The sequence below is a fragment of the Hydrogenophaga sp. T66 genome, assembly GCF_057219855.1.
Genome location: NZ_JBXVVX010000001.1, coordinates 406,652 through 426,501, shown reverse-complemented (window position 1 = coordinate 426,501; position 19,850 = coordinate 406,652). Strand labels below are relative to the sequence as shown.

At 67.6% G+C, this 19,850-nt stretch carries 18 protein-coding genes and 1 tRNA gene; 11 read left to right on the top strand and 8 right to left on the bottom strand.

Annotation, left to right across the window (positions count from 1 at the left end; genetic code table 11):
- Positions 1-126: 126 nt before the first annotated feature.
- Positions 127-4,005, bottom strand: coding sequence for a DUF3683 domain-containing protein (locus tag AC2D80_RS02025; protein WP_484631309.1), 3,879 nt, complete (start codon positions 4,003-4,005; stop codon positions 127-129).
- A 130-nt stretch (positions 4,006-4,135) separates the two neighbouring features.
- Between AC2D80_RS02025 and ugpQ the strand changes: the two genes are divergently transcribed.
- On the top strand, positions 4,136-4,888 hold the full coding sequence (gene ugpQ, locus AC2D80_RS02020; RefSeq protein WP_484631308.1) for a glycerophosphodiester phosphodiesterase: 753 nt from the start codon (positions 4,136-4,138) through the stop codon (positions 4,886-4,888).
- Positions 4,889-4,895: 7 nt separating this feature from the next.
- Here the strand turns inward: ugpQ and AC2D80_RS02015 are convergent, their stop codons facing one another.
- Positions 4,896-5,159 carry a hypothetical protein gene (locus AC2D80_RS02015; RefSeq protein WP_484631307.1) on the bottom strand — a complete coding sequence of 88 codons (264 nt, stop codon included), beginning with the start codon at positions 5,157-5,159 and terminating at the stop codon, positions 4,896-4,898.
- Between the two features lie 47 nt (positions 5,160-5,206).
- Between AC2D80_RS02015 and hemA the strand changes: the two genes are divergently transcribed.
- From hemA to AC2D80_RS01990, 5 genes are all read left to right on the top strand, one after another.
- The gene (gene hemA, locus AC2D80_RS02010) at positions 5,207-6,490 is read left to right on the top strand and encodes a glutamyl-tRNA reductase (RefSeq protein ID WP_484631306.1); all 1,284 of its coding nucleotides are present in this window, start codon (positions 5,207-5,209) and stop codon (positions 6,488-6,490) included.
- A 46-nt stretch (positions 6,491-6,536) separates the two neighbouring features.
- Positions 6,537-7,628 carry a peptide chain release factor 1 gene (gene prfA / locus AC2D80_RS02005; protein WP_484631305.1) on the top strand — a complete coding sequence of 364 codons (1,092 nt, stop codon included), beginning with the start codon at positions 6,537-6,539 and terminating at the stop codon, positions 7,626-7,628.
- Positions 7,625-8,470 carry a peptide chain release factor N(5)-glutamine methyltransferase gene (gene prmC, locus AC2D80_RS02000; RefSeq protein ID WP_484631304.1) on the top strand — a complete coding sequence of 282 codons (846 nt, stop codon included), beginning with the start codon at positions 7,625-7,627 and terminating at the stop codon, positions 8,468-8,470. The genes prfA and prmC overlap by 4 nt, the downstream gene beginning before the upstream one ends.
- Before the next feature lie 49 nt (positions 8,471-8,519).
- Positions 8,520-8,843 carry a Grx4 family monothiol glutaredoxin gene (grxD, locus tag AC2D80_RS01995; RefSeq protein ID WP_484631303.1) on the top strand — a complete coding sequence of 108 codons (324 nt, stop codon included), beginning with the start codon at positions 8,520-8,522 and terminating at the stop codon, positions 8,841-8,843.
- A gap of 167 nt (positions 8,844-9,010) precedes the next feature.
- Positions 9,011-10,018, top strand: a complete 1,008-nt coding sequence (locus AC2D80_RS01990) for an AAA family ATPase (RefSeq protein WP_484631302.1) — start codon at positions 9,011-9,013, stop codon at positions 10,016-10,018.
- 18 nt (positions 10,019-10,036) lie between these two features.
- On the opposite strand, the gene AC2D80_RS01985 is transcribed toward AC2D80_RS01990, so the two are convergent.
- Both AC2D80_RS01985 and AC2D80_RS01980 read right to left on the bottom strand, forming a co-directional pair.
- Positions 10,037-10,705, bottom strand: coding sequence for a lytic transglycosylase domain-containing protein (locus AC2D80_RS01985; protein ID WP_484631301.1), 669 nt, complete (start codon positions 10,703-10,705; stop codon positions 10,037-10,039).
- Positions 10,702-12,447 (bottom strand): proline--tRNA ligase, encoded by a 1,746-nt coding sequence (locus AC2D80_RS01980; RefSeq protein ID WP_484631300.1) that lies wholly within the window; start codon positions 12,445-12,447, stop codon positions 10,702-10,704. The genes AC2D80_RS01985 and AC2D80_RS01980 overlap by 4 nt, the downstream gene beginning before the upstream one ends.
- A gap of 139 nt (positions 12,448-12,586) precedes the next feature.
- Between AC2D80_RS01980 and AC2D80_RS01975 the strand changes: the two genes are divergently transcribed.
- Complete coding sequence (locus tag AC2D80_RS01975) at positions 12,587-13,219, top strand: RNA pyrophosphohydrolase (protein WP_484631299.1); 633 nt, start codon at positions 12,587-12,589, stop codon at positions 13,217-13,219.
- Positions 13,219-13,755 carry a CNP1-like family protein gene (locus tag AC2D80_RS01970; protein ID WP_484631298.1) on the top strand — a complete coding sequence of 179 codons (537 nt, stop codon included), beginning with the start codon at positions 13,219-13,221 and terminating at the stop codon, positions 13,753-13,755. Before AC2D80_RS01975 ends, AC2D80_RS01970 begins: the two co-directional genes overlap by 1 nt.
- 21 nt (positions 13,756-13,776) lie before the next feature.
- Here the strand turns inward: AC2D80_RS01970 and proB are convergent, their stop codons facing one another.
- The 4 genes from proB to rplU all read right to left on the bottom strand — a co-directional run bounded on the left by proB (position 13,777) and on the right by rplU (position 16,691).
- Positions 13,777-14,931 (bottom strand): glutamate 5-kinase, encoded by a 1,155-nt coding sequence (gene proB / locus AC2D80_RS01965; RefSeq protein ID WP_484631297.1) that lies wholly within the window; start codon positions 14,929-14,931, stop codon positions 13,777-13,779.
- A 23-nt stretch (positions 14,932-14,954) separates the two neighbouring features.
- Entirely contained in the window at positions 14,955-16,028 is a 1,074-nt protein-coding gene (gene cgtA, locus AC2D80_RS01960) for an Obg family GTPase CgtA (protein ID WP_484632627.1), read from the bottom strand.
- Positions 16,029-16,106: 78 nt separating this feature from the next.
- Positions 16,107-16,367 carry a 50S ribosomal protein L27 gene (gene rpmA / locus AC2D80_RS01955; RefSeq protein WP_484631296.1) on the bottom strand — a complete coding sequence of 87 codons (261 nt, stop codon included), beginning with the start codon at positions 16,365-16,367 and terminating at the stop codon, positions 16,107-16,109.
- A gap of 12 nt (positions 16,368-16,379) precedes the next feature.
- The gene (gene rplU / locus AC2D80_RS01950; RefSeq protein WP_484631295.1) at positions 16,380-16,691 is read right to left on the bottom strand and encodes a 50S ribosomal protein L21; all 312 of its coding nucleotides are present in this window, start codon (positions 16,689-16,691) and stop codon (positions 16,380-16,382) included.
- A 225-nt stretch (positions 16,692-16,916) separates the two neighbouring features.
- On the opposite strand from rplU, the gene AC2D80_RS01945 reads away from it, so the two are divergent.
- The 3 genes from AC2D80_RS01945 (at position 16,917) to pilB (ending at position 19,840) form a co-directional block, all read left to right on the top strand.
- Entirely contained in the window at positions 16,917-17,846 is a 930-nt protein-coding gene (locus AC2D80_RS01945) for a polyprenyl synthetase family protein (protein ID WP_484631294.1), read from the top strand.
- A gap of 26 nt (positions 17,847-17,872) precedes the next feature.
- A tRNA-Pro gene (locus AC2D80_RS01940) sits at positions 17,873-17,949 on the top strand.
- Between the two features lie 160 nt (positions 17,950-18,109).
- Positions 18,110-19,840, top strand: a complete 1,731-nt coding sequence (gene pilB / locus AC2D80_RS01935; protein ID WP_484631293.1) for a type IV-A pilus assembly ATPase PilB — start codon at positions 18,110-18,112, stop codon at positions 19,838-19,840.
- The last annotated feature ends 10 nt before the right edge of the window (positions 19,841-19,850 follow it).

Here is a 19,850-nt window from a genome sequence, read left to right as displayed (position 1 = left end):
TCGTCTCCGAAGATCAATTGCTTTCGAGCGCCCCGGTCGAAACCGGACGCGCCAAGGAACCGGCGTTGCCGGGCCGTTGGCGCAGACCCCCTTTGAGAGGGCAAGACGCGAAGCGACGCAGGGGGGTCATACCAACACCCGCTCGATGCCGCCCTGGTTCGCGGCGGCCACGTAGGTGGGCAGCCAGTGCTCGCCGAGGATCTGGCGCGCCATCTCCACCACAATGTAGTCGGCCTCCAGCAGGCCGTTCTGCATGTCGTCCTGATAGCGCGACAGGCCCTGCAGGCAGCTCGGGCAGGACGTGAGGATCTTCACGTTCTGGTCCGGCGCCACAGCGCCGGTCGCCCGCAGCGCGGCCTCGCCTTTGCGCAGTTCTTCTTCCTTGCGGAAACGCACCTGGGTCGAGATGTCCGGCCGGGTCACGCCGAGCGTGCCCGATTCGCCACAGCAGCGTTTGCTCTCGATGACGTCCGGGCCGACGAGCGCCTTGACCGTCTTCATCGGCTCCTGCTGCTTCATTGGGCTGTGGCAGGGGTCGTGGTACAGATACGCGCCCTGGCCGCCGTCGAGGGTGACGCCCTTCTCCAGCAGGAATTCGTGGATGTCGACGATGCGGCAGCCGGGGAAGATCTTGTCGAATTCGTAGCCCTGCAGCTGGTCATAGCAGGTGCCGCAACTCACCACCACCGTCTTGATGTCCAAATAGTTCAGCGTGTTGGCCACGCGGTGGAACAGGACACGGTTGTCGGTGATGATCTTCTCGGCCTTGTCGAACTGGCCCGAGCCGCGCTGCGGATAACCGCAACACAGATAACCCGGCGGCAAGACCGTCTGCACGCCGGCGTGCCACAGCATGGCCTGCGTGGCCAGCCCCACCTGGCTGAACAGCCGCTCCGACCCGCAACCCGGGAAATAGAACACCGCCTCGGTGTCGGCCGTGGTGCGGGCGGGGTCGCGGATGATGGGAACGTAGTTCTTGTCCTCGATGTCCAGCAGCGCGCGCGCGGTCTTCTTTGGCAGGCCGCCGGGCATCTTCTTGTTGATGAAGTGGACCACCTGCTCCTTCACCGGCGCGGCGCGCAGCGTGGCTGGCGGCGCGGCGGTCTGCTTGCGCACGACCGTCTGCAGCAGGTTGTTCGCCGCCCGCTGGACCTTGAAGCCGACGTCGACCATCGCGGTGCGCATCAGCTTGATGGTCTCGGGGTTGGTGGCGTTGAGGAACAGCATGGCCGCCGCGTTGCCGGGGCGGAAGCTCTTCTGGCCCATCTTGCGCAACAGATTGCGCATGTTCATCGACACGTCGCCGAAGTCGATCTTCACCGGGCACGGCGTGTAGCACTTGTGGCACACCGTGCAGTGGTCGGCCACGTCCTCAAACTCTTCCCAGTGCTGGATGCTGACGCCACGGCGCGTCTGCTCTTCGTACAGGAAGGCTTCGATCAGCAGCGAGGTGGCCAGGATCTTGTTGCGCGGGCTGTACAGCAGGTTGGCGCGCGGCACGTGGGTGGCACACACCGGTTTGCACTTGCCGCAGCGCAGGCAGTCCTTGACCGAATCGGCGATGGCGCCGATGTCGCTCTGCTGCATGATCAGCGACTCGTGCCCCATGAGGCCAAAGCTCGGCGTGTAGGCGTGCGTCAGGTCGGCGCGCCGCACGGTCGAGTCGCCGGTGTCGGCGCGCAGCAGCTTGCCCTTGTTGAACCGCCCCTGCGGGTCAACCTTGGCCTTGTAGTCGGCAAAGGGCTTGAGCTCGTCGTCGCTGAGGAACTCGAGCTTGGTGATGCCGATGCCGTGTTCGCCCGAGATCACGCCGTCGAGCCGTCGCGCCAGCGCCATGATCCGTGCCACCGCTTCGTGGGCGGTCTGGAGCATGGCGTAGTCGTCGCTGTTGACCGGGATGTTGGTGTGCACGTTGCCGTCGCCGGCGTGCATGTGCAAGGCCACCCACACACGACCCTTGAGCACGCGCTGGTGGATGGCGTTGCATTCGGCGAGCAAGGGGCCGAACGCCGCACCGCTGAAAATCTGCTGCAGCGGCGCGCGGATCTGGGCCTTCCAGCTCGCGCGCAGCGTGTGGTCCTGCAGCTGCGGGAACAGGCGATCAACGTCGTCGAGCCAGCCCTGCCACAGCGCGCGCACCTCGCGCACCAGCGCCAGCGCCTGCTGCACACGATCCTCCAGCAGCTCGGCGCTGGGGATGTCGCTGGCGTCGTCGGTCTTGCCCAGCGGCAGTTGGCCCTTGGCAAAGAAGGCCTCCAGGGCGTCGGCCAGCGCGATCTTGTTGCGCAGCGACAGCTCGATGTTGATGCGTTCGATGCCCTCGGTGTACTCGCCCATGCGCGGCAGCGGGATCACCACGTCTTCGTTGATCTTGAAGGCGTTGGTGTGCTTGCTGATGGCCGCGGTGCGCTTGCGGTCGAGCCAGAACTTCTTGCGCGCTTCGGGGCTGATGGCGGTGAAGCCTTCGCCGCTGCGCGAGTTGGCGATGCGGATGACCTCGCTGGTGGCGCGGGCCACGGCGTCGGGGTCATCGCCCACGATGTCGCCGATCAGCACCATCTTGGGCAATCCGCCGTTGCCCTTTTTGCTCTTGGTGGTGTAGCCCACCGCCTTGAGGTACCGGTCGTCCAGATGTTCCAGTCCGGCCAGCAACACGCCCGAGCGCTTCTGCTCGGCGAACATGAAGTCCTTGATCTCCACGATGCTGGGCACCGCGTCCTTCGGGTTGCCGAAAAACTCCAGGCAGACGGTGCGCGTGTGGCCCGGCATGCGGTGCACGATCCAGCGCGCGCTGGTGATCAGGCCATCGCAGCCTTCCTTCTGGATGCCAGGCAGACCCGAGAGGAACTTGTCGGTGACGTCTTTGCCGAGGCCTTCCTTGCGGAAGGTGCGTCCCGGGATCACCAGGGTTTCGCTGCGGCGCGGCGTCTTGCCGTCCGGGCCGAAGTAGCGCAGCTCGAAGGTCGCCACCTCGGCGTCGTGGATCTTGCCGCGGTTGTGGTCCAGACGCGTGACTTCCAGCCACTCGGCCTGCGGCGTGACCATGCGCCAGCTCACCAGGTTGTCGAGCGCGGTGCCCCAGAGCACGGCCTTCTTGCCACCCGCGTTCATCGCAATGTTGCCGCCGATGCACGAGGCCTCGGCGCTGGTCGGATCGACCGCGAACACATGGCCGGCGCGCTCGGCGGCATCGGCCACACGCTGCGTCACCACACCCGCTTCGGTCCACACCGTCGGCAATGGCTCGTCGTGGCCCGGCACCTTCACCCACTCGACCTCGGTCATCGCTTCGAGCTTCTCGGTGTTGATCACCGCGCTCTTCCAGGTCAGGGGAATCGCCCCGCCGGTGTAGCCGGTGCCGCCCCCCCGCGGGATGATGGTCAGTCCCAGGTCGATGCAACCCTGCACCAGGCCCGCCATCTCGGCCTCGGTGTCGGGCGTCAGCACCACGAAAGGGTACTCGACCCGCCAGTCGGTGGCGTCCGTCACGTGCGACACGCGCGACAGACCGTCGAACTTGATGTTGTCTTTCGCGGTGCAGCGGCCCAGCACCCGGCGGGCGCGCTGGCGCAGGTCCGCCATGTCGTCGAACGATCGCGCGAAGCTTTCCACGGCGGCGCGCGCGGCGGTCAGGAGTTCGCCCACCAGCGCGTCGCGCGACGGATCGTCCTGCGGGGTGCGGCGCTTCTGCACCTCACCCAGGCGGTGGTTCAGGGCGTCCACCAGCTGCCCACGGCGCTGGCGGCTCGACAGCAGGTCGTCCTGCAGGTAGGGGTTGCGCTGCACGACCCAGATGTCGCCCAGCACCTCATAGAGCATTCGCGCCGATCGGCCCGTGCGGCGTTCGCCCCGCAGCTCGTCCAGCAGGGACCACGCCCGCTCGCCCAGCAGCCGGATCACGATTTCGCGATCGGAGAACGAGGTGTAGTTGTAGGGGATTTCGCGCAGGCGGGGCGCGTCGTCCTGGGCGGTGGTCAGCAGCGGAAGGGGCGTGGGTGCGTTCATGGGGCGTGGGGCGCGCCCACAGAGCGCACCGGAGCCCGCCATGGTATCGCAGCGCACCATTCCACACGGGCTTCACGGTGACGCCGGTGCGGTTATCGCCCGGGCGGCGGCGCCCCCGCACAATGGCCGCATGCTCCCCTCCCCTGCCCCCTGGCCCTACCCCCGCTGGATCGCCCACCGCGGCGGCGGCGATCAGGCACCCGAAAACACGCTCGCCGCCTTCCGCACCGCGGCCGCCCGCGGCTGGCGCATGTACGAATGCGACGCCAAGCTCAGCGCCGACGGCGTGGTCTACCTCCTGCACGACGACACCCTCGATCGCACCACCAGCGGCCAGGGGCCGGCCGACGCCCTGCCCTGGACGGCGCTGACGGCACTCGATGCCGGCGCGTGGCACAGCCCGGCCTTCACCGGCGAGCCACCGGCTCCGCTCGCAGCCGTGGCGGCGCATTGCCTCGCCCTTGGTCACGCCCTCAACATCGAAATCAAGCCCATGCCCGGCCAGGCGGCGGCCACCGGCGCGGCCGTGGCCCGGGCCGCGCAAGCGCTCTGGGCCCCGCACCCGGATGCCCTCCCTCCGCTGCTGACCTCGTTTCAGCCCGATGCCCTCGCCGCCGCGCAAGCCGCGGCGCCGGCCTTGCCGCGCGGCCTGCTGCTGCACACGCTCTGGTCGGGTTGGGAGGTGGCGGCCCGCTCGCTGGGCTGCGTGGCCATCGTCGCCCACCACCCGCTGTGGGATGAGGCCTTGGTGAAGGCCACCGCCGGCTGGCGCCGGCTGGCCTACACCGTCAACGACGAGGCCGAGGCGGCGCGTCTCTGGGCGCTGGGCCTGGACGGTCTCATCACCGACAGGATCGCCCGCCTGGGCCCGGCCGCGCGCTGACCGGGCGTCACGCCCGCCCGCGCAGCCACCAGGCGGCGCTGCCCTGCGCGAGCACCAGCGCGGCGTAGGTCAGCATCTTGCCGTCGCGGCCGTACACGACCAGCCCCGCCAGCAGCACCGCCACACCCACCGCCGCCAGCACGCCGAACTGGGCGAGGCGGCCGGCGCGCGTGCCCCGCCGGGTGCCCAGGGCCAGCCACAGGACCAGGGCGACACCGACCGCCGGCGCTGTCAACCCAAAAAGGTGTTCCCAGAAAAGCCCAAGTGTCATATAAAGTTGACAGTCACGCGTCAACCCCCAATTTTATAATTCGCACCATGTCGGTCTGGACGCTCGGGCTCAACCATCAGACGGCGCCGCTGGACCTGCGCGGCCGGTTTGCGTTCGCCCTCGACCAGGTGCAGCCCACGCTGCACGCGCTGCGGCAATCCCTCCCACGCGCGCCCGAAGCCACCCTCCTGTCCACCTGCAACCGCACCGAACTGTACGGCGCGGGGGATCCCGGCGTGCTGGAGCCGGCGCTGGACTGGCTGGCCACCACCGGCGGCGTGAGCGCCCATGTGCTGCGCGACCACACCTACGTGCTGCGCGACGATCAGGCGGCCCGCCACGCTTTCCGGGTCGCCAGCGGTCTCGACAGCATGGTCCTCGGCGAAGCGCAAATCCTCGGGCAGATGAAGGACGCCGTGCGCGCCGCCGACGAAGCCGGCGCGCTCGGCACCACCCTGCACCAGCTGTTCCAGCGCTCGTTTGCGGTGGCCAAGCAGGTCCGCAGCTCGACCGAGATCGGCGCCCACTCGATCAGCATGACGGCCGCGGCCGTGCGGCTCGCGTCCCAGCTGTTCGAAGACCTCAAAGACATCCGCGTCCTGTTCGTCGGCGCGGGGGAAATGATCGAACTGGCCGCCACGCATTTCGCCGCCAAGACGCCGAAGTCCATGTCGATCGCCAACCGCACGCTGGAGCGCGGTGAGGCCCTGGCCGGCCGGTTCGGCGCGCAGGTCATGCGCCTGGCCGACGTGCCCGACCAGCTTCACGCCTTCGATGCCGTGATCAGCTGCACCGCCAGCACCCTGCCCATCATCGGCCTGGGTGCCGTCGAACGGGCACTCAAGAAGCGCCGCCACCGCCCCATGTTCATGGTTGATCTGGCCGTGCCGCGGGACATTGAGGCCGAGGTCAAAGACCTCGACGACGTCTATCTCTACACCGTCGACGACCTGGCCCACGTGGTGCAGACCGGCAAAGACAACCGCCAGGCCGCGGTCGCACAGGCCGAAGCCATCATCGACGCTGGCGTGCTGAGCTTCATGCACTGGATGGAACAGCGCGACCCGTCGCGCGGCGTGGTGCCGCTGATCCAGCAGCTGCAGGCCCAGACCGACGCCTGGCGCAGCCTGGAAATCGCCCGCGCCAAACGCCTGCTGGCCAAAGGCGAGCCGGTCGAAGCGGTGCTGGACGCCCTGTCGCGCGGCCTGACCCAGAAAATGCTCCACGGCACCCTCGCCGAGCTCCACGCCGGCGACGCCGATACCCGGGCCGCCACCGCCCAGACCGTCTCGCGCCTCTTCCTGCGCGACGGCACCCCGCCGCGCGGCTAGCGCCGCCCTCGCGCGCCCCGAGGCCGCCCCGCGCGGCCCGCCCGCCATGAAACCCTTTGTCCGCGACACCTTGCTGCGCCAGCGCCAGCGCCTCCACGAGCTCGACGCCCTGCTGTCATCGCCCGACGCGACCGACAGCCTGGAACGCTTTCGTGCGCTCAGCCGTGAACACGCCGACCTGAGCGCGCTGATGGCCGTGTTCGAGCGCCACGAACAGCGCCGCCACGACCGCGACACCGCCGAGGCCTGGCTGGCCGAACCCGAGATGGCCGCCCTGGCGCGCGACGAAATCGCCGCCGCCGACGCCGACCTCGCTGCGCTCGACGCCGAACTCCAGCAACGCCTGCTGCCGCGTGACCCGGACGACGCGCGCCCCGCCTATGTGGAGGTGCGCGCCGGCACCGGTGGTGACGAAGGCGCCCTCTTCGCCGGCGACCTCGCGCGCCTGTACACCCGATACGCCGAGCGCCGCGGCTGGCGGGTCACCGTGGAGAGCGAGTCGCCCGCGGAACTGGGCGGCTACAAAGAGGTGGTGCTGCGCGTCGATGGGGACGGCGACGGGGTGTATGGCGCGCTGCGCTTCGAGTCCGGCGGCCACCGGGTGCAGCGCGTGCCGGCCACCGAAACACAGGGCCGCATCCACACCAGCGCGGCCACCGTCGCGGTCATGCCGGTGCCCGATGAGGCCGAGGCGGTGCGCCTGAACCCGGCCGAACTGCGCATCGACACCTTCCGCGCCAGTGGCGCCGGCGGGCAGCACATCAACAAGACCGACTCGGCCGTGCGCGTGACGCACCTGCCCACCGGCATCACCGCCGAATGCCAGGACGGCCGCAGCCAGCACAGCAACAAGGCCCGCGCGCTGCAGGTGCTCGCCGCGCGGCTCCAGGAAAAAGACCGCGCCGAGCGCGCCGCACGGGAAGCCGCCACGCGCAAGGGGCTGGTGGGCAGCGGCGACCGCAGCGACCGCATCCGCACCTACAACTTTCCCCAGGGCCGGGTCACCGACCACCGCATCAACCTCACGCTCTACCAGCTCGGCGCGGTGATGGACGGCGACATCGATGAGCTCGTGCGCGCACTCCAGCTGGCGCGCGGTGCCGAACTGCTCGCCGAGCTGGAGCAGGCGGCCCGATGACTCCGGCCCCGACCCTGGCCGACGCCCTGCGCCGCCTGCAGGCCGATGGCGTGCCGCGACTGGAGGCCCAGCAGCTGGTGCTGCTCGCCGCTGGCCACGACCCGCACGACCGGGCCTGGCTGGCGACCCACGACGACCACCCCCTCGATGACAAGGCCCAGGCCCGGCTGGACGCGCTCGCCACGCGCTGGCACAGCGCCGAGCCGATGGCCTACCTGCGCGGCGAGCAGGCGTTTCGCGGGCTGGCGCTGCGCGTGGATGCGCGCGTGCTCGTGCCGCGCCCGGACACCGAAACCCTGGTCGACTGGGCGCTTGAGCGGATCGCCGACCTGCCGGCGGCCGGCCGGGTGATCGACCTCGGCACCGGCAGCGGCGCGATCGCGCTCGCCCTCAAGCAGGCGGCGCCACGGCTCGACATCTGGGCCACCGACCGCAGCGCCGACGCCCTGAGCGTGGCGCGGGCCAACGCCGAACGCCTGGACCTGCCGCTGCAGTGGGCGCAGGGCGCCTGGTTCGAGGCCGTGGCGGGGGAACGCTTTCACCTGGCCGTGAGCAACCCGCCCTACATCGCCGCCGATGACCCGCACCTGCCCGCCCTGCGGCACGAACCGCGCGGCGCCCTGGTGGCCGGTGCCGACGGTCTCGACGATCTGCGCACCCTGATCCAGCAGGCGCCGGAGCACCTCCACCCCGACGGCTGGTTGCTGCTGGAACACGGCCACGACCAGGCGCCAGCGGTCCGCGCGCTGCTTCGCGACGCCGGCTATGCCGACGTGGGCAGCCGCAACGACCTTGCGGGCATTGCGCGCTGCACCGGAGGGCGCTGGCCTGGCGCGCGATAATCCCGAGCGCACCGCCGGGTCAAGCGCCCGGCCCCACCGGAGACACCCCATGAGCGACACCCAATCCCGCATCGACCAGCTGGTCAAGTCCCACGACATCGTGCTCTTCATGAAAGGCACGGCGAGCTTTCCCATGTGCGGCTTCTCGGGCCGCGCGATCCAGATCCTCAAGGCCAGCGGCGTCGACCCGAAGACCGTGACCACCGTCAACGTGCTGGAAGACGAAGCCATCCGCCAGGGCATCAAGGACTACAGCAACTGGCCCACCATCCCGCAGCTCTACGTGAAAGGCGAGTTCATCGGCGGCTCGGACATCATGATGGAGATGTACCAGTCGGGCGAGCTCGCGCAGGTGCTCGGCACCCAGGCCTGAGGCCCCGCCCGCGAACGCACGCAAGCCGCCCCGGGGCGGCTTTTTTGCGCGCGGTCCCGATCCGCGGAGCAGGCCGTCGAAAGCCCCGCTTGTCCGGGCTTCCCCCGCATTGAGCCCTGGCGCGGCTTGTGCTTGAATGAACCCGTGTCCTTAGACAGGAGGTTCCCATGAGCCGCTCACGCAGCCTGGTGGCTTCACCCGCGATGGGTTTGCCGATCGCCCACATGCGCAGCGTCTTCCGCGCCGAAGACGTCGAACGCAAGCTGGCCAAGCTCCAGGCCAGCGGCGCCGAGCGCGAACACGAAACGCTCAAGGCCACCTGGCAACGCATGCTGGAACGCGGACCGCAGCGTTTCGCCGTCAAGCCCTCGGGGGTGCCCGACATGGTGCCCCTGTACGACCGGATGCCCAATTTTGGGGAGGCGCTGGACGACGTGAAGCGCCACGTGGCCCTCAGCCAGGACAGCCGCGACAGCCTCGAACTCACGCCCATGCTGCTGCTGGGTCCGCCGGGCGTGGGCAAAACCCACTTCGCCCGTCAGGTGGCCGATCTGCTGGGCACCGGCATGAGCCTCGTGCCCATGAGCAGCATGACCGCCGGGTGGCTGCTGTCGGGGTCCTCATCGCAATGGAAGGGCGCCCGGCCGGGCAAGGTCTTCGAGGCGCTGGTGGATGGGCAATACGCCAACCCGGTCATCGTGGTCGACGAGATCGACAAGGCCAGCCCCGACGCGCAGTACGACCCCCTGGGTGCGCTGTACAGCCTGCTCGAACACGACACCGCCCAGTCCTTCATCGACGAATTCGCCGAGGTGCCGATCGACGCCAGTCAGGTGATCTGGATCACCACGGCCAACGACGAGCGCAGCATCCCCGAGCCGATCCTCAACCGGATGAACGTGTTTGAAATCCAGCCGCCCTCGCTGGAAGCGGCCCGCCGCATCGCCGCGCACCTGTACCAAGGCATCCGCGACGAGCACGACTGGGGTCAACGCTTCGACCCGGAGCCGCCCCAGGACGTGCTTGACCAGCTCGCCGGCATGCCACCGCGCGAAATGCGCCGCGCCCTCGTCACCGCCTTCGGCAACGCGCGCCTGGACGATCGCTACACCCTGGAGGCCGACGACCTGCCGCGCGGCGGCCCCGGCAAGGGCCGCATCGGTTTTCTGCAGTAACCGGCCAGCCCCGCGCGCTCAGGCGTCGGGGTGCAGCCACTGCCGCTGGGCCGCGAACACCGCGTTGGGGTATTCCGCGCGGCCGCGGCTGCCGTTGTAGCGTCCCAGCGCCATGAACAGGTCGCCCCGCTCGCGGTCGAGATAGTGGCGCAAGATCACGCAGCCAAACCGCAGGTTGGTCTGCATGTGAAACAGCTTGCCAGCGTCACCATCGCCGATCACGCGAACCCAGAATGGCATGATCTGCATGTAGCCCCGGGCGCCCACGCGCGAAATCGCGAACTTGCGAAATCCGCTCTCCACCTGGATCAGCCCCAGGACGAGCGGCACCTCCAGGCCGGCGCGCCGGCTCTCGTACCACACCGTCTGCAGAAACTCGATACGCGTCTGGAAGTCGGGCTTGCGGCGGTGCAGGCGATCGCTCATCGCCGCCAGCCAGCGCAGGTAGGCCAGCCGCTTGCCCGTGTCGGTGAACTCGGGCACCGGTGGCGCGCCGCTGGCCACGGCCGCGCTGAGGGCGGTGCGCACCGAATCGGCCAGTGGCTCTTCCAGCTGCCCGCCGGCGCGGCCGGTCACAGGCCAGGCCGCCGACGCCAACGCCACCAGCCCGGCGCGGCGCGTGACCCCGGCGGGTCCCGCGGGCCCGGCCCGCCCAGGCTGTCCGGAGCGCCCGGTCCAGCGGATCATGCCGTGATGCGGCTCCGCAGCAGCGCCACCGCCTCGCCCAGCGGCACCACCGTGGGCGCCGCATCGCGGCGGTGCTGGTACTCCACCGTGCCGGCCTTCACGCCCCGGTCGCCGATGGTCACGCGGTGCGGCACACCGATGAGCTCCCAATCGGCAAACATGGCGCCCGGGCGCTCGCCGCGGTCGTCGAGGATCACATCGACACCGGCCGCCAGCAACTCGCCGTACAGGCGCTCCGCCTCGACCTTCACCGCCTCGCTGCGGTCCATGCCGATCGGGCACAGCACCACGGTGAAGGGCGCGATGGCGTCCGGCCAGATGATGCCGCGCTCATCGTGGTTCTGCTCGATCGCCGCTGCCGGCAGCCGGGTCACGCCGATACCGTAGCAACCCATTTCGAAATGCTTGGGCTTGCCGTCTTCGTCGAGGAAGGTCGCGTTCATGGCGCGGCTGTACTTGGTGCCGAGGTAGAACACGTGCCCGACCTCGATGCCACGCTCAATCGCCAGCCGGCCGCGGCCGTCGGGCGAGAGATCACCTTCGACCACGTTGCGAATGTCGGCCACCACCGACGGCTCTGGCAGGTCGCGGCCCCAGTTCACGCCAGTGAGGTGCACATCCACCTCGTTGCCGCCACAGATCCAGTCGGCCATGACCGCGACCTCACGGTCCACCACCAGCCGCACCGGCTGCTTCAGTCCGATCGGGCCCAGGTAACCCGGGCGGCAGCCGAAGTGAGCCTCGATTTCCGGCACGCTGGCGAAGCGGAAGCCTTTGTCCAGGCCGGGCACCTTGCTGACCTTCACCTCGTTCATGTCGTGATCGCCGCGCAACAGCAGCAGCCAGACCTGGGAAGCCGCCACTTCGCCGGCCTCGTCGAGCGTGTCGGTGGCCAGCACGATGGACTTCACCGTGCTCGCCAAGGGCACACCCAGCAGCGCGGCCACGTCGGCGCAGGTGCTCTTGCCCGGGGTGGGTGTGCGCACCAGCGGGTTGGCCGCTGGCGGGCGTGGGCCGGCGGGCGCCAACGCCTCGGCCTTCTCGATGTTCGCGGCGTAGTCGCTTTGCGGGCAGTACACGATCGCGTCTTCGCCGGTGGCGGCGATCACCTGAAACTCTTCGCTCAGGTCGCCACCGATGGCGCCGCTGTCGGCCGCCACGGCGCGGTAGGTCAGCCCAAAACGGTCGAAGATCCGCCGATAGGCCGCGGCCATCACCTCGTAACTGCGCTTGGCGCCGGCTTCGTCGCGGTCGAAGCTGTAGGCGTCCTTCATGATGAATTCGCGGCCGCGCATGAGGCCGAAGCGCGGACGACGCTCGTCGCGGAACTTGGTCTGGATCTGATAGAAGTTGCGCGGCAGCTGCTTGTAGCTGCGCAACTCCTGACGTGCGATGTCGGTGACGACCTCTTCGCTCGTGGGCTGGATCACAAAATCGCGTTCGTGGCGGTCCTGAATGCGCAGCAATTCCGGCCCCATCTTGCCAAACCGACCCGTCTCCTGCCACAGCTCCGCCGGCTGCACGACCGGCATGGTCAGCTCCACCGCGCCCGCCCGGTTCATCTCTTCGCGCACGATGCGCTCCACCTTTTGGATCACCCGCAGGCCCATGGGCATGTAGTTGTAGATGCCGGCACCGAGCTTGCGGATCATCCCGGCGCGCGTCATGAGTTTGTGGCTCACGACCTCGGCGTCGGCGGGCGCTTCTTTGAGGGTGCTGATGAAGAACTGGGAGGCTTTCATGGGCGGGCGGGATGAGCGACGGCGCCGTCGAAACCGGGGCATCCCGGGGCCGATCGGCGCCGTTCGGAGGGTATGTGCCGGGTGCGCACCGCAGGGTCGCGATGCATAATGGACACAGTTCAAAAATCTGGGGTTGATTATGCTTGACAGAGAAGGCTTCAGGCCCAATGTCGGCATCATTCTGCTCAACCAGCGAAACCAGGTGTTCTGGGGAAAGCGCATCCGCTCCCACTCCTGGCAGTTCCCGCAAGGGGGCATCGACCGGGGCGAAACGCCCGAGCAGGCGATGTACCGCGAACTGCACGAGGAAATCGGGTTGCGCCCGGAACACGTGACGATCGTGGCCCGCACGCGGGACTGGTTGCGCTACGAAGTGCCAGATCGCTTCATCCGCCGGGATGCACGCGGTCACTACAAAGGCCAGAAACAGATCTGGTTCCTGCTGCGGCTGGTCGCGCAGGACTGGAACCTGAACCTGCGCGCCACCGACCACCCGGAGTTTGATGCCTGGCGCTGGAACGACTACTGGGTGCCGCTGGACGTGGTGGTCGAATTCAAGCGCGGCGTGTACGAAATGGCCCTGACCGAGCTGGCCCGCTACCTGCCCAAGTCCGACAACCGCCCCAACCGCTACCTCCGCCATGCGCAGCGCCCGCGCGGCACGGCCGAACCGCGGCGCGGTGCGGCCGCTCCGGTGGCCATGGAGCTCCCGCCGGGCGCCAGTTTTGACCCTCACCCCCAGGCGTCGCCCACCGGTGACGCCCTGTCCTGATGACGCATTCTTCGCTGCTGTCGGCCCTGTTGACGGCCTGCCTCGCCCTGGTCGGCCACGTTGCCTTCGCGGCCAACAGCCCCATCACCACCGGCTCGACGGCCGACGACGACGCCCCGGCGTGGCAAGAGGGACCTGTGCCCGCGCCCGCCGCGCCTGCGCTGGACAAACTCGCCCCCTTCAAGCTGGAGATGGCCACCAACCTGCGATGGGCGCTGGACCCGAACAGCGTGAGCCTTGGGCGCGACGGCGTGATCCGCTACGTGCTGGTGGCCACCAGCGACAGCGGTGCAGCCAACGTGTTGTACGAGGGCATCCGTTGCGGCACCGCCGAGGTTCGTACCTACGCACGCTGGACGGCCGAGGCTGGCTGGAAAGACAACGAATCAGCCACCTGGCAGCCGCTGGCGTTCCGGGGTGCCACCCGCCGCGCGATGCTGATGGCCCGGGGCGGTCTGTGCGACGGCAAAACGCTGCCGTCTGACGCGCGGCGTGCCATTCGCGAGTTGCAGCAAGGCCGCAACTTCATGAACTGACGGCGCCGTGACGGCGCCTACTCAGCCCCGCGAGAGCACCAGGTTGTCGCGGTGGATCATCTCCGGCTCGGCGGCGTAGCCGAGCAACCGCTCAAAGTCGGCGGACGATTTCCGGCACAGCAACCGCGCCTCCGAGCTGGCGTAGTTGGCCAGGCCACGGGCGATCTCCTGCCCTTGGGGATCGCGGACGGCGATCACATCGCCGCGCGAAAACTCCCCCTCCACCGCGGTCATGCCGATCGGCAGCAGGCTTTTGCCCTCTCCCACGATCTTGGTCACCGCGCCGTCGTCGACCACCACCGCGCCACGGAGCTGCAAGTGGTCCGACATCCAGCGCTTGCGCGCCTGGTGCTTGGCCGTCTGGGCAATCAGGCACGTGCCGATCGCCTCACCCGCGCACAAGCGCATGAGCACCCGGGGTTCGCGTCCCCAGGCGATGACGGTGGTCGCGCCCGACGCTGCGGCGCGCTTGGCCGCCAGGATCTTGGTGATCATGCCGCCCTTGCCGATGCCGCTGCCGGCACCGCCCGCCATGGCCTCCAGCGCCGGGTCGCCGGCCTGCGCCACATGCACAAAGGTGGCCGCCGGATCGCGGCGGGGATCGGCGGAATACAGGCCGCGCTGATCGGTGAGGATGATCAGGGCATCGGCCTCGATCAGGTTGGCGACCAGGGAGCCCAACGTGTCGTTGTCGCCGAACTTGATCTCGTCGTTGACCACCGTGTCGTTTTCGTTGATCACCGGCACCACGCCCAGCTGCAACAAGGTCAACAGCGTCGAGCGGGCGTTCAGGTACCGCTCGCGGTCGGCCAGATCGGCGTGCGTGAGCAACACCTGGGCACTGCCAACGCCACAAGCCCGCAGCTGGGTCTCGTACATCTGCACCAGACCCATTTGACCCACAGCGGCCGCGGCCTGCAGCTCATTGATCTCCTTCGGGCGCGTGGCCCAGCCCAGCCGCTTCATGCCCTCCGCCACGGCGCCGCTGCTCACCATCACCAGCTCGCGCCCCTGCTGCACCAGTGCCGCCAGCTGTTCGCTCCACTGGCGAATGGCGTTCTCATCCAGACCACGACCCTCGTTGGTCACCAGGCTGGAGCCGACCTTCACGACGATGCGGCGGGCATTGTTCAGGATGGCGGTGCCCGCGTGGTCGGGCGCTTGAGCGACAGTCATGGGTCCGGCAGATCAGAGTTGGGTCAGGCAGCGTCCGGTGCGGCGCCTTCGAAACGGGGATCGACAGCCACAGGCTGGCTGGCGCGGTGCTGGGCCGCGAGATGCTCATACACCTTCTGCACCAGCTGTTCGCAGCCCTCCCGGGTCAGCGCAGAAATCTCGAACACCGGGCCTTTGACCCTCAGGCGCTTGACGATGTCCTTGACACGGGCCTCGCGCTCATCCGCCGGCACCATGTCCAGCTTGTTGAGCACGAGCCAGCGCGGCTTCGCGTGCAAGGCGGGGTCGAACTTCTTGAGCTCGGCGACGATCGCCTTGGCCTGCGCCACCGGATCGACCGAATCGTCAAACGGCGCCACATCGATGAGATGCAGCAACAGGCGGGTGCGCTGCAAGTGTCGGAGGAACTGATGACCCAGGCCGGCTCCCTCGGACGCGCCCTCAATCAAGCCGGGCACGTCGGCGACCACAAAGCTTTTCTCCGGGCCGACCCGCACCACGCCCAGATTGGGATGCAGCGTGGTGAACGGGTAGTCGGCGATCTTGGGGCGCGCATTGGAGATGGCGGCGATCAGCGTGGATTTGCCCGCATTCGGCATGCCCAAAAGGCCCACGTCGGCCAACACCTTGAGCTCGAGCTTCAGCGTCCGGCGCTCGCCGGGCCAGCCCGGCGTCTTTTGGCGCGGCGCCCGGTTGGTCGAACTCTTGTAATGCATGTTGCCGAAGCCGCCATCACCGCCCTTGGCCAAGGTGACTTGCTGGCCAGGCTGCAGCAGCTCATGCAGCACCTCACCGGTGTCGGCGTCGGTGACGATGGTCCCCACCGGCATCTTCAGCACGATGTCATCCCCCTTGACGCCGAACATGTCCGAGCCCTTGCCATGCTCGCCCCGCTGGGCCTCGAACCGCCGGGTGTATCGAAAATCAACCAGCGTGTTCAGGCTGGCGTCTGCCACCGCATAGACGTGTCCGCCGCGTCCGCCGTCGCCGCCGTCCGGCCCGCCAAATTCCTTGTACTTTTCATGGCGAAACGATGCGCAGCCGTTGCCGCCGTCACCGGCGGCCACATCGATCGTGGCTTCATCGACGAACTTCATGGCAGGGGTCTCCGGTAGCGGGGCGCTGGAACAAAAAAGCCCGCACACGCGGGCTTTTTTCCGTCTGGCGTGACGTGCTCAGGCGGCAGGAACGATGCTCACGGTGTGGCGGTTCAGCGCGCCCTTGACGGCGAACTGGACATGGCCGTCCACGGTGGCAAACAGGGTGTGGTCCTTGCCCACACCGACGTTGGTGCCGGGGTGGAACTTGGTGCCGCGCTGGCGCACGATGATGGAGCCGGCCGACACCAGCTCGCCACCGAACGCCTTCACGCCCAGCATCTTGGGCTTGGAGTCGCGGCCGTTTCGCGTGGAGCCGCCGCCTTTTTTCTGTGCCATGCTGCTTTCTCCTTAGGCCGAGATCGAAGCGATTTCGATTTCGGTGAAATTCTGCCGGTGGCCCTGGCGCTTCTGGTAGTGCTTACGACGACGCATCTTGAAGATACGGACCTTGTCGTGACGCCCGTGGGCGACCACCTTCACCGTGACCGTTGCGCCGGAAACCAAGGGCGTGCCGACCTTGAGTTCGCTGCCGTTACCGACCGCCAGAACCTGATCAAACACGATCTCTTGGCCCACGTCCGCAGCAATCTGTTCTACTTTAATTTTCTCGCCGGCAGCCACGCGATATTGCTTGCCACCGGTTTTTATGACCGCGTACATATGAACCTCGTTGAATCAATCCACCCGGGCTGTCCCGGGGAATGCTCGGCAGACCCAATTCCGCCGAACCGCGAAGTCTAGCACGCGCCAAGGATTCCCGGCAAGACCAGCGGTCGAGACGTTCGGGCTTCCTATAATTTGGGACTTTTCGCCATACCCCCTCGGGTGCCACCCTTGACCGCTTCAAGTCCCTCGTCTTCCCCGCTGGCACTCATCCAGCCCGACATGCAGCGCGTGGACGAGGTGATCGCCACCCGATTGACCACCGATGTCCCGCTGGTGCGCGAGGTGGCCCAGTACATCATCTCGGCCGGGGGGAAACGCCTGCGTCCTGCCCTGCTCCTGCTGGTCAGCGGCGCCCTTGATTGCCGTCACCCGGACCGGCACACGCTCGCGGCGGTGGTGGAATTCATCCACACCGCCACGCTGCTGCACGACGACGTCGTGGACGAGTCAACCCTGCGCCGGGGCCGAGCGACCGCGAACCAGCATTTCGGCAACGCGGCAAGCGTCCTGGTGGGTGATTTTTTGTACTCGCGCGCCTTCCAGATGATGGTGGACGTGAACCAGATGCGCGTGATGCAAGTGCTGGCCGACGCGACCAACGTCATCGCCGAGGGCGAGGTCCTGCAGCTTATGAACATGCGTGACGCCAGCATCGACGAGGCCACCTACCTGCGGGTCATCCGGTCGAAAACGGCCAAGCTGTTCGAGGCAAGCGCGCGACTGGCGCCCATCCTTGCCGGTTCCGATACGCACACCGAAGCCCACTGCGCCGCGTACGGTCAGGCGCTGGGCACGGCGTTTCAGGTCATTGATGACGTGCTCGACTACGAAGGCAGCGCCGACGAACTGGGCAAAAACCTCGGCGACGACCTGCGCGAAGGCAAAGTCACGCTGCCGATCATCTGCGCACTGCGCGCCGGCAGCTCCTCCCAGCGCGCGGTGCTGACGCAGGCGATTGAAGCCGGCGCGGCCGACCGGCTCGACGACATCCTGTCCATCATTCACGAAACTGGGGCGCTGCATGCCGCCCGCACAGCGGCCAATGGTGAAGCCCAGCGCGCCATCGACGCAGCAAGGGCTCTGCCGGCCAATGACCACTCGGCGGCAATGCTACAATTGGCGGCTGGACTGTTGGAGCGACGCTCCTGACGGTCCCCGGGCCCCACAAGGCCCATCGGGGTGTAGCTTAGCCTGGTAGAGCGCTACGTTCGGGACGTAGAGGCCGGAGGTTCGAATCCTCTCACCCCGACCAAATACCAGCCCGCGCATGGATGTCATGCGCGGGCTTTTTTCTTGGCCGGGTCACCACTGGGCACCCTGGCGGCCGCGCTGGTCGCATCGAGCGGCGTTTTGACGACAACGCGCGTCAATGATGCGCTGCAAGTCGTTGATTTCCGCTAGATTACGACCTTATGGCTTCGGTAGACACCCCCACCCACGATACCCCCTCCATGGCCCTGCCCGGGCTGGGTCGTGCCCTGGTGTCGGCCGGCAAGCTCGGACAGAAAGCGGCCGAGGACCTTTACCGCAAGGCGCAGAGCAGTCGCACCAGTTTCATCGCCGAGCTGACCGGATCGGGTGCGGTATCGCCGGTGGATCTTGCGCACACCATGTCAGTGGCGTTCGCCGCGCCGCTGGTGGACCTCGACGCGGTCGATCTTCAGCGACTCCCCACGGGTCTGCTGGACAGCAAGATTTGCGCGGACTTCCGGATCGTGGTGCTGAGCAAGCGGAACAACCGCCTGATCGTCGCGACCGCCGACCCATCCGACCAGCAAGCCGCCGAAAAGATCAAGTTCGCCACCCAAATGGGGGTCGACTGGGTCATTGCTGAATTCGACAAGCTGAGCAAGCTGTGCGAGTCGCAGAACACATCGGCCAATGAGGCGATGGAGAACATCGTCGGCGACGTCGAGTTCGACGACCTTGCCGCAGAAACGGCCGTCGCCGACACGCAGGAGAAGGCCACCGAGGTCGACGACGCGCCGGTGGTGAAGTTCCTGCACAAGATGCTGATCGACGCGTTCAACATGCGCGCGTCGGACCTCCACTTTGAGCCGTACGAACACCAGTACCGCGTTCGCTTTCGGATCGACGGCGAGTTGCGCGAGATCGCATCGCCGCCGGTCGCCATCAAGGACAAACTGGCTTCGCGGATCAAGGTCATCTCGCGGATGGACATTTCTGAGAAGCGTGTGCCCCAGGACGGGCGCATGAAGCTCAAGATCGGACCGGACCGGGTGATTGATTTCCGGGTCAGCACGCTGCCCACCCTGTTCGGCGAAAAGGTGGTCATCCGTATCCTCGACCCCAGCAGTGCGAAACTGGGCATTGATGCCCTCGGTTATGAGCCGGAGGAGAAGGAGCGCCTGTTGCACGCCATCGGCCGGCCTTACGGCATGGTGCTGGTGACCGGTCCGACCGGCTCGGGCAAAACCGTCTCGCTCTACACCTGCCTGAACCTGCTCAACAAGCCGGGGGTGAACATTTCGACGGCGGAAGACCCGTCCGAAATCAACCTGCCCGGCGTCAACCAGGTCAACGTGAACGAGAAGGCCGGGCTGACTTTCGCGTCGGCTCTCAAGGCATTCCTTCGCCAGGATCCCGACGTGATCATGGTGGGTGAAATTCGCGATTTGGAGACCGCCGACATCTCGATCAAGGCGGCCCAGACGGGCCACCTCGTGTTGTCCACGCTGCACACCAACGACGCGCCAACCACGCTCACGCGGATGATGAACATGGGGATTCCCACGTTCAACATTGCCTCGAGCGTGATCCTCATCACCGCGCAGCGCCTGGCACGCCGCCTCTGTGGCAATTGCAAGGCACCGCTGGATGTGCCCCGCAAGGCACTCCTCGAGGCAGGGTACAAGCCGGAGGAGTTGGATGGCACCTGGACGCCCTACCGCCCGGTGGGCTGCTCGGCCTGCAACAACGGATACAAAGGCCGGGTGGGTATCTACCAGGTGATGCCGATCAGCGAGGAGATCCAGCGGATCATCCTGCGCGGCGGCAGTGCGCTGGACATTGCACAGCAGGCCAGCAAGGAAGGCGTGCGCACCCTGCGCGAATCGGGCCTGCTCAAGGTCAAGCAGGGCATGACCTCGCTGGACGAGGTGCTCAGCGTGACCAACGAATGACGGTGCCCGG

Bases quoted from the DNA above. Each gene is read 5' to 3' on its own strand.
- AC2D80_RS01990 (WP_484631302.1), top strand. From the start codon at position 9,011: ATGAGCCGCTCACGCAGCCTGGTGGCTTCACCCGCGATGGGTTTGCCG.
- AC2D80_RS02025 (WP_484631309.1), bottom strand. From the start codon at position 4,005: ATGAACGCACCCACGCCCCTTCCGCTGCTGACCACCGCCCAGGACGAC.
- pilB (WP_484631293.1), top strand. From the start codon at position 18,110: ATGGCTTCGGTAGACACCCCCACCCACGATACCCCCTCCATGGCCCTG.
- cgtA (WP_484632627.1), bottom strand. From the start codon at position 16,028: ATGAAGTTCGTCGATGAAGCCACGATCGATGTGGCCGCCGGTGACGGC.
- ugpQ (WP_484631308.1), top strand. From the start codon at position 4,136: ATGCTCCCCTCCCCTGCCCCCTGGCCCTACCCCCGCTGGATCGCCCAC.
- hemA (WP_484631306.1), top strand. From the start codon at position 5,207: ATGTCGGTCTGGACGCTCGGGCTCAACCATCAGACGGCGCCGCTGGAC.
- AC2D80_RS01985 (WP_484631301.1), bottom strand. From the start codon at position 10,705: ATGATCCGCTGGACCGGGCGCTCCGGACAGCCTGGGCGGGCCGGGCCC.
- proB (WP_484631297.1), bottom strand. From the start codon at position 14,931: ATGACTGTCGCTCAAGCGCCCGACCACGCGGGCACCGCCATCCTGAAC.
- rpmA (WP_484631296.1), bottom strand. From the start codon at position 16,367: ATGGCACAGAAAAAAGGCGGCGGCTCCACGCGAAACGGCCGCGACTCC.
- prfA (WP_484631305.1), top strand. From the start codon at position 6,537: ATGAAACCCTTTGTCCGCGACACCTTGCTGCGCCAGCGCCAGCGCCTC.
- rplU (WP_484631295.1), bottom strand. From the start codon at position 16,691: ATGTACGCGGTCATAAAAACCGGTGGCAAGCAATATCGCGTGGCTGCC.
- AC2D80_RS01945 (WP_484631294.1), top strand. From the start codon at position 16,917: ATGCAGCGCGTGGACGAGGTGATCGCCACCCGATTGACCACCGATGTC.
- AC2D80_RS02015 (WP_484631307.1), bottom strand. From the start codon at position 5,159: ATGACACTTGGGCTTTTCTGGGAACACCTTTTTGGGTTGACAGCGCCG.
- AC2D80_RS01975 (WP_484631299.1), top strand. From the start codon at position 12,587: ATGCTTGACAGAGAAGGCTTCAGGCCCAATGTCGGCATCATTCTGCTC.
- AC2D80_RS01980 (WP_484631300.1), bottom strand. From the start codon at position 12,447: ATGAAAGCCTCCCAGTTCTTCATCAGCACCCTCAAAGAAGCGCCCGCC.
- prmC (WP_484631304.1), top strand. From the start codon at position 7,625: ATGACTCCGGCCCCGACCCTGGCCGACGCCCTGCGCCGCCTGCAGGCC.
- grxD (WP_484631303.1), top strand. From the start codon at position 8,520: ATGAGCGACACCCAATCCCGCATCGACCAGCTGGTCAAGTCCCACGAC.
- AC2D80_RS01970 (WP_484631298.1), top strand. From the start codon at position 13,219: ATGACGCATTCTTCGCTGCTGTCGGCCCTGTTGACGGCCTGCCTCGCC.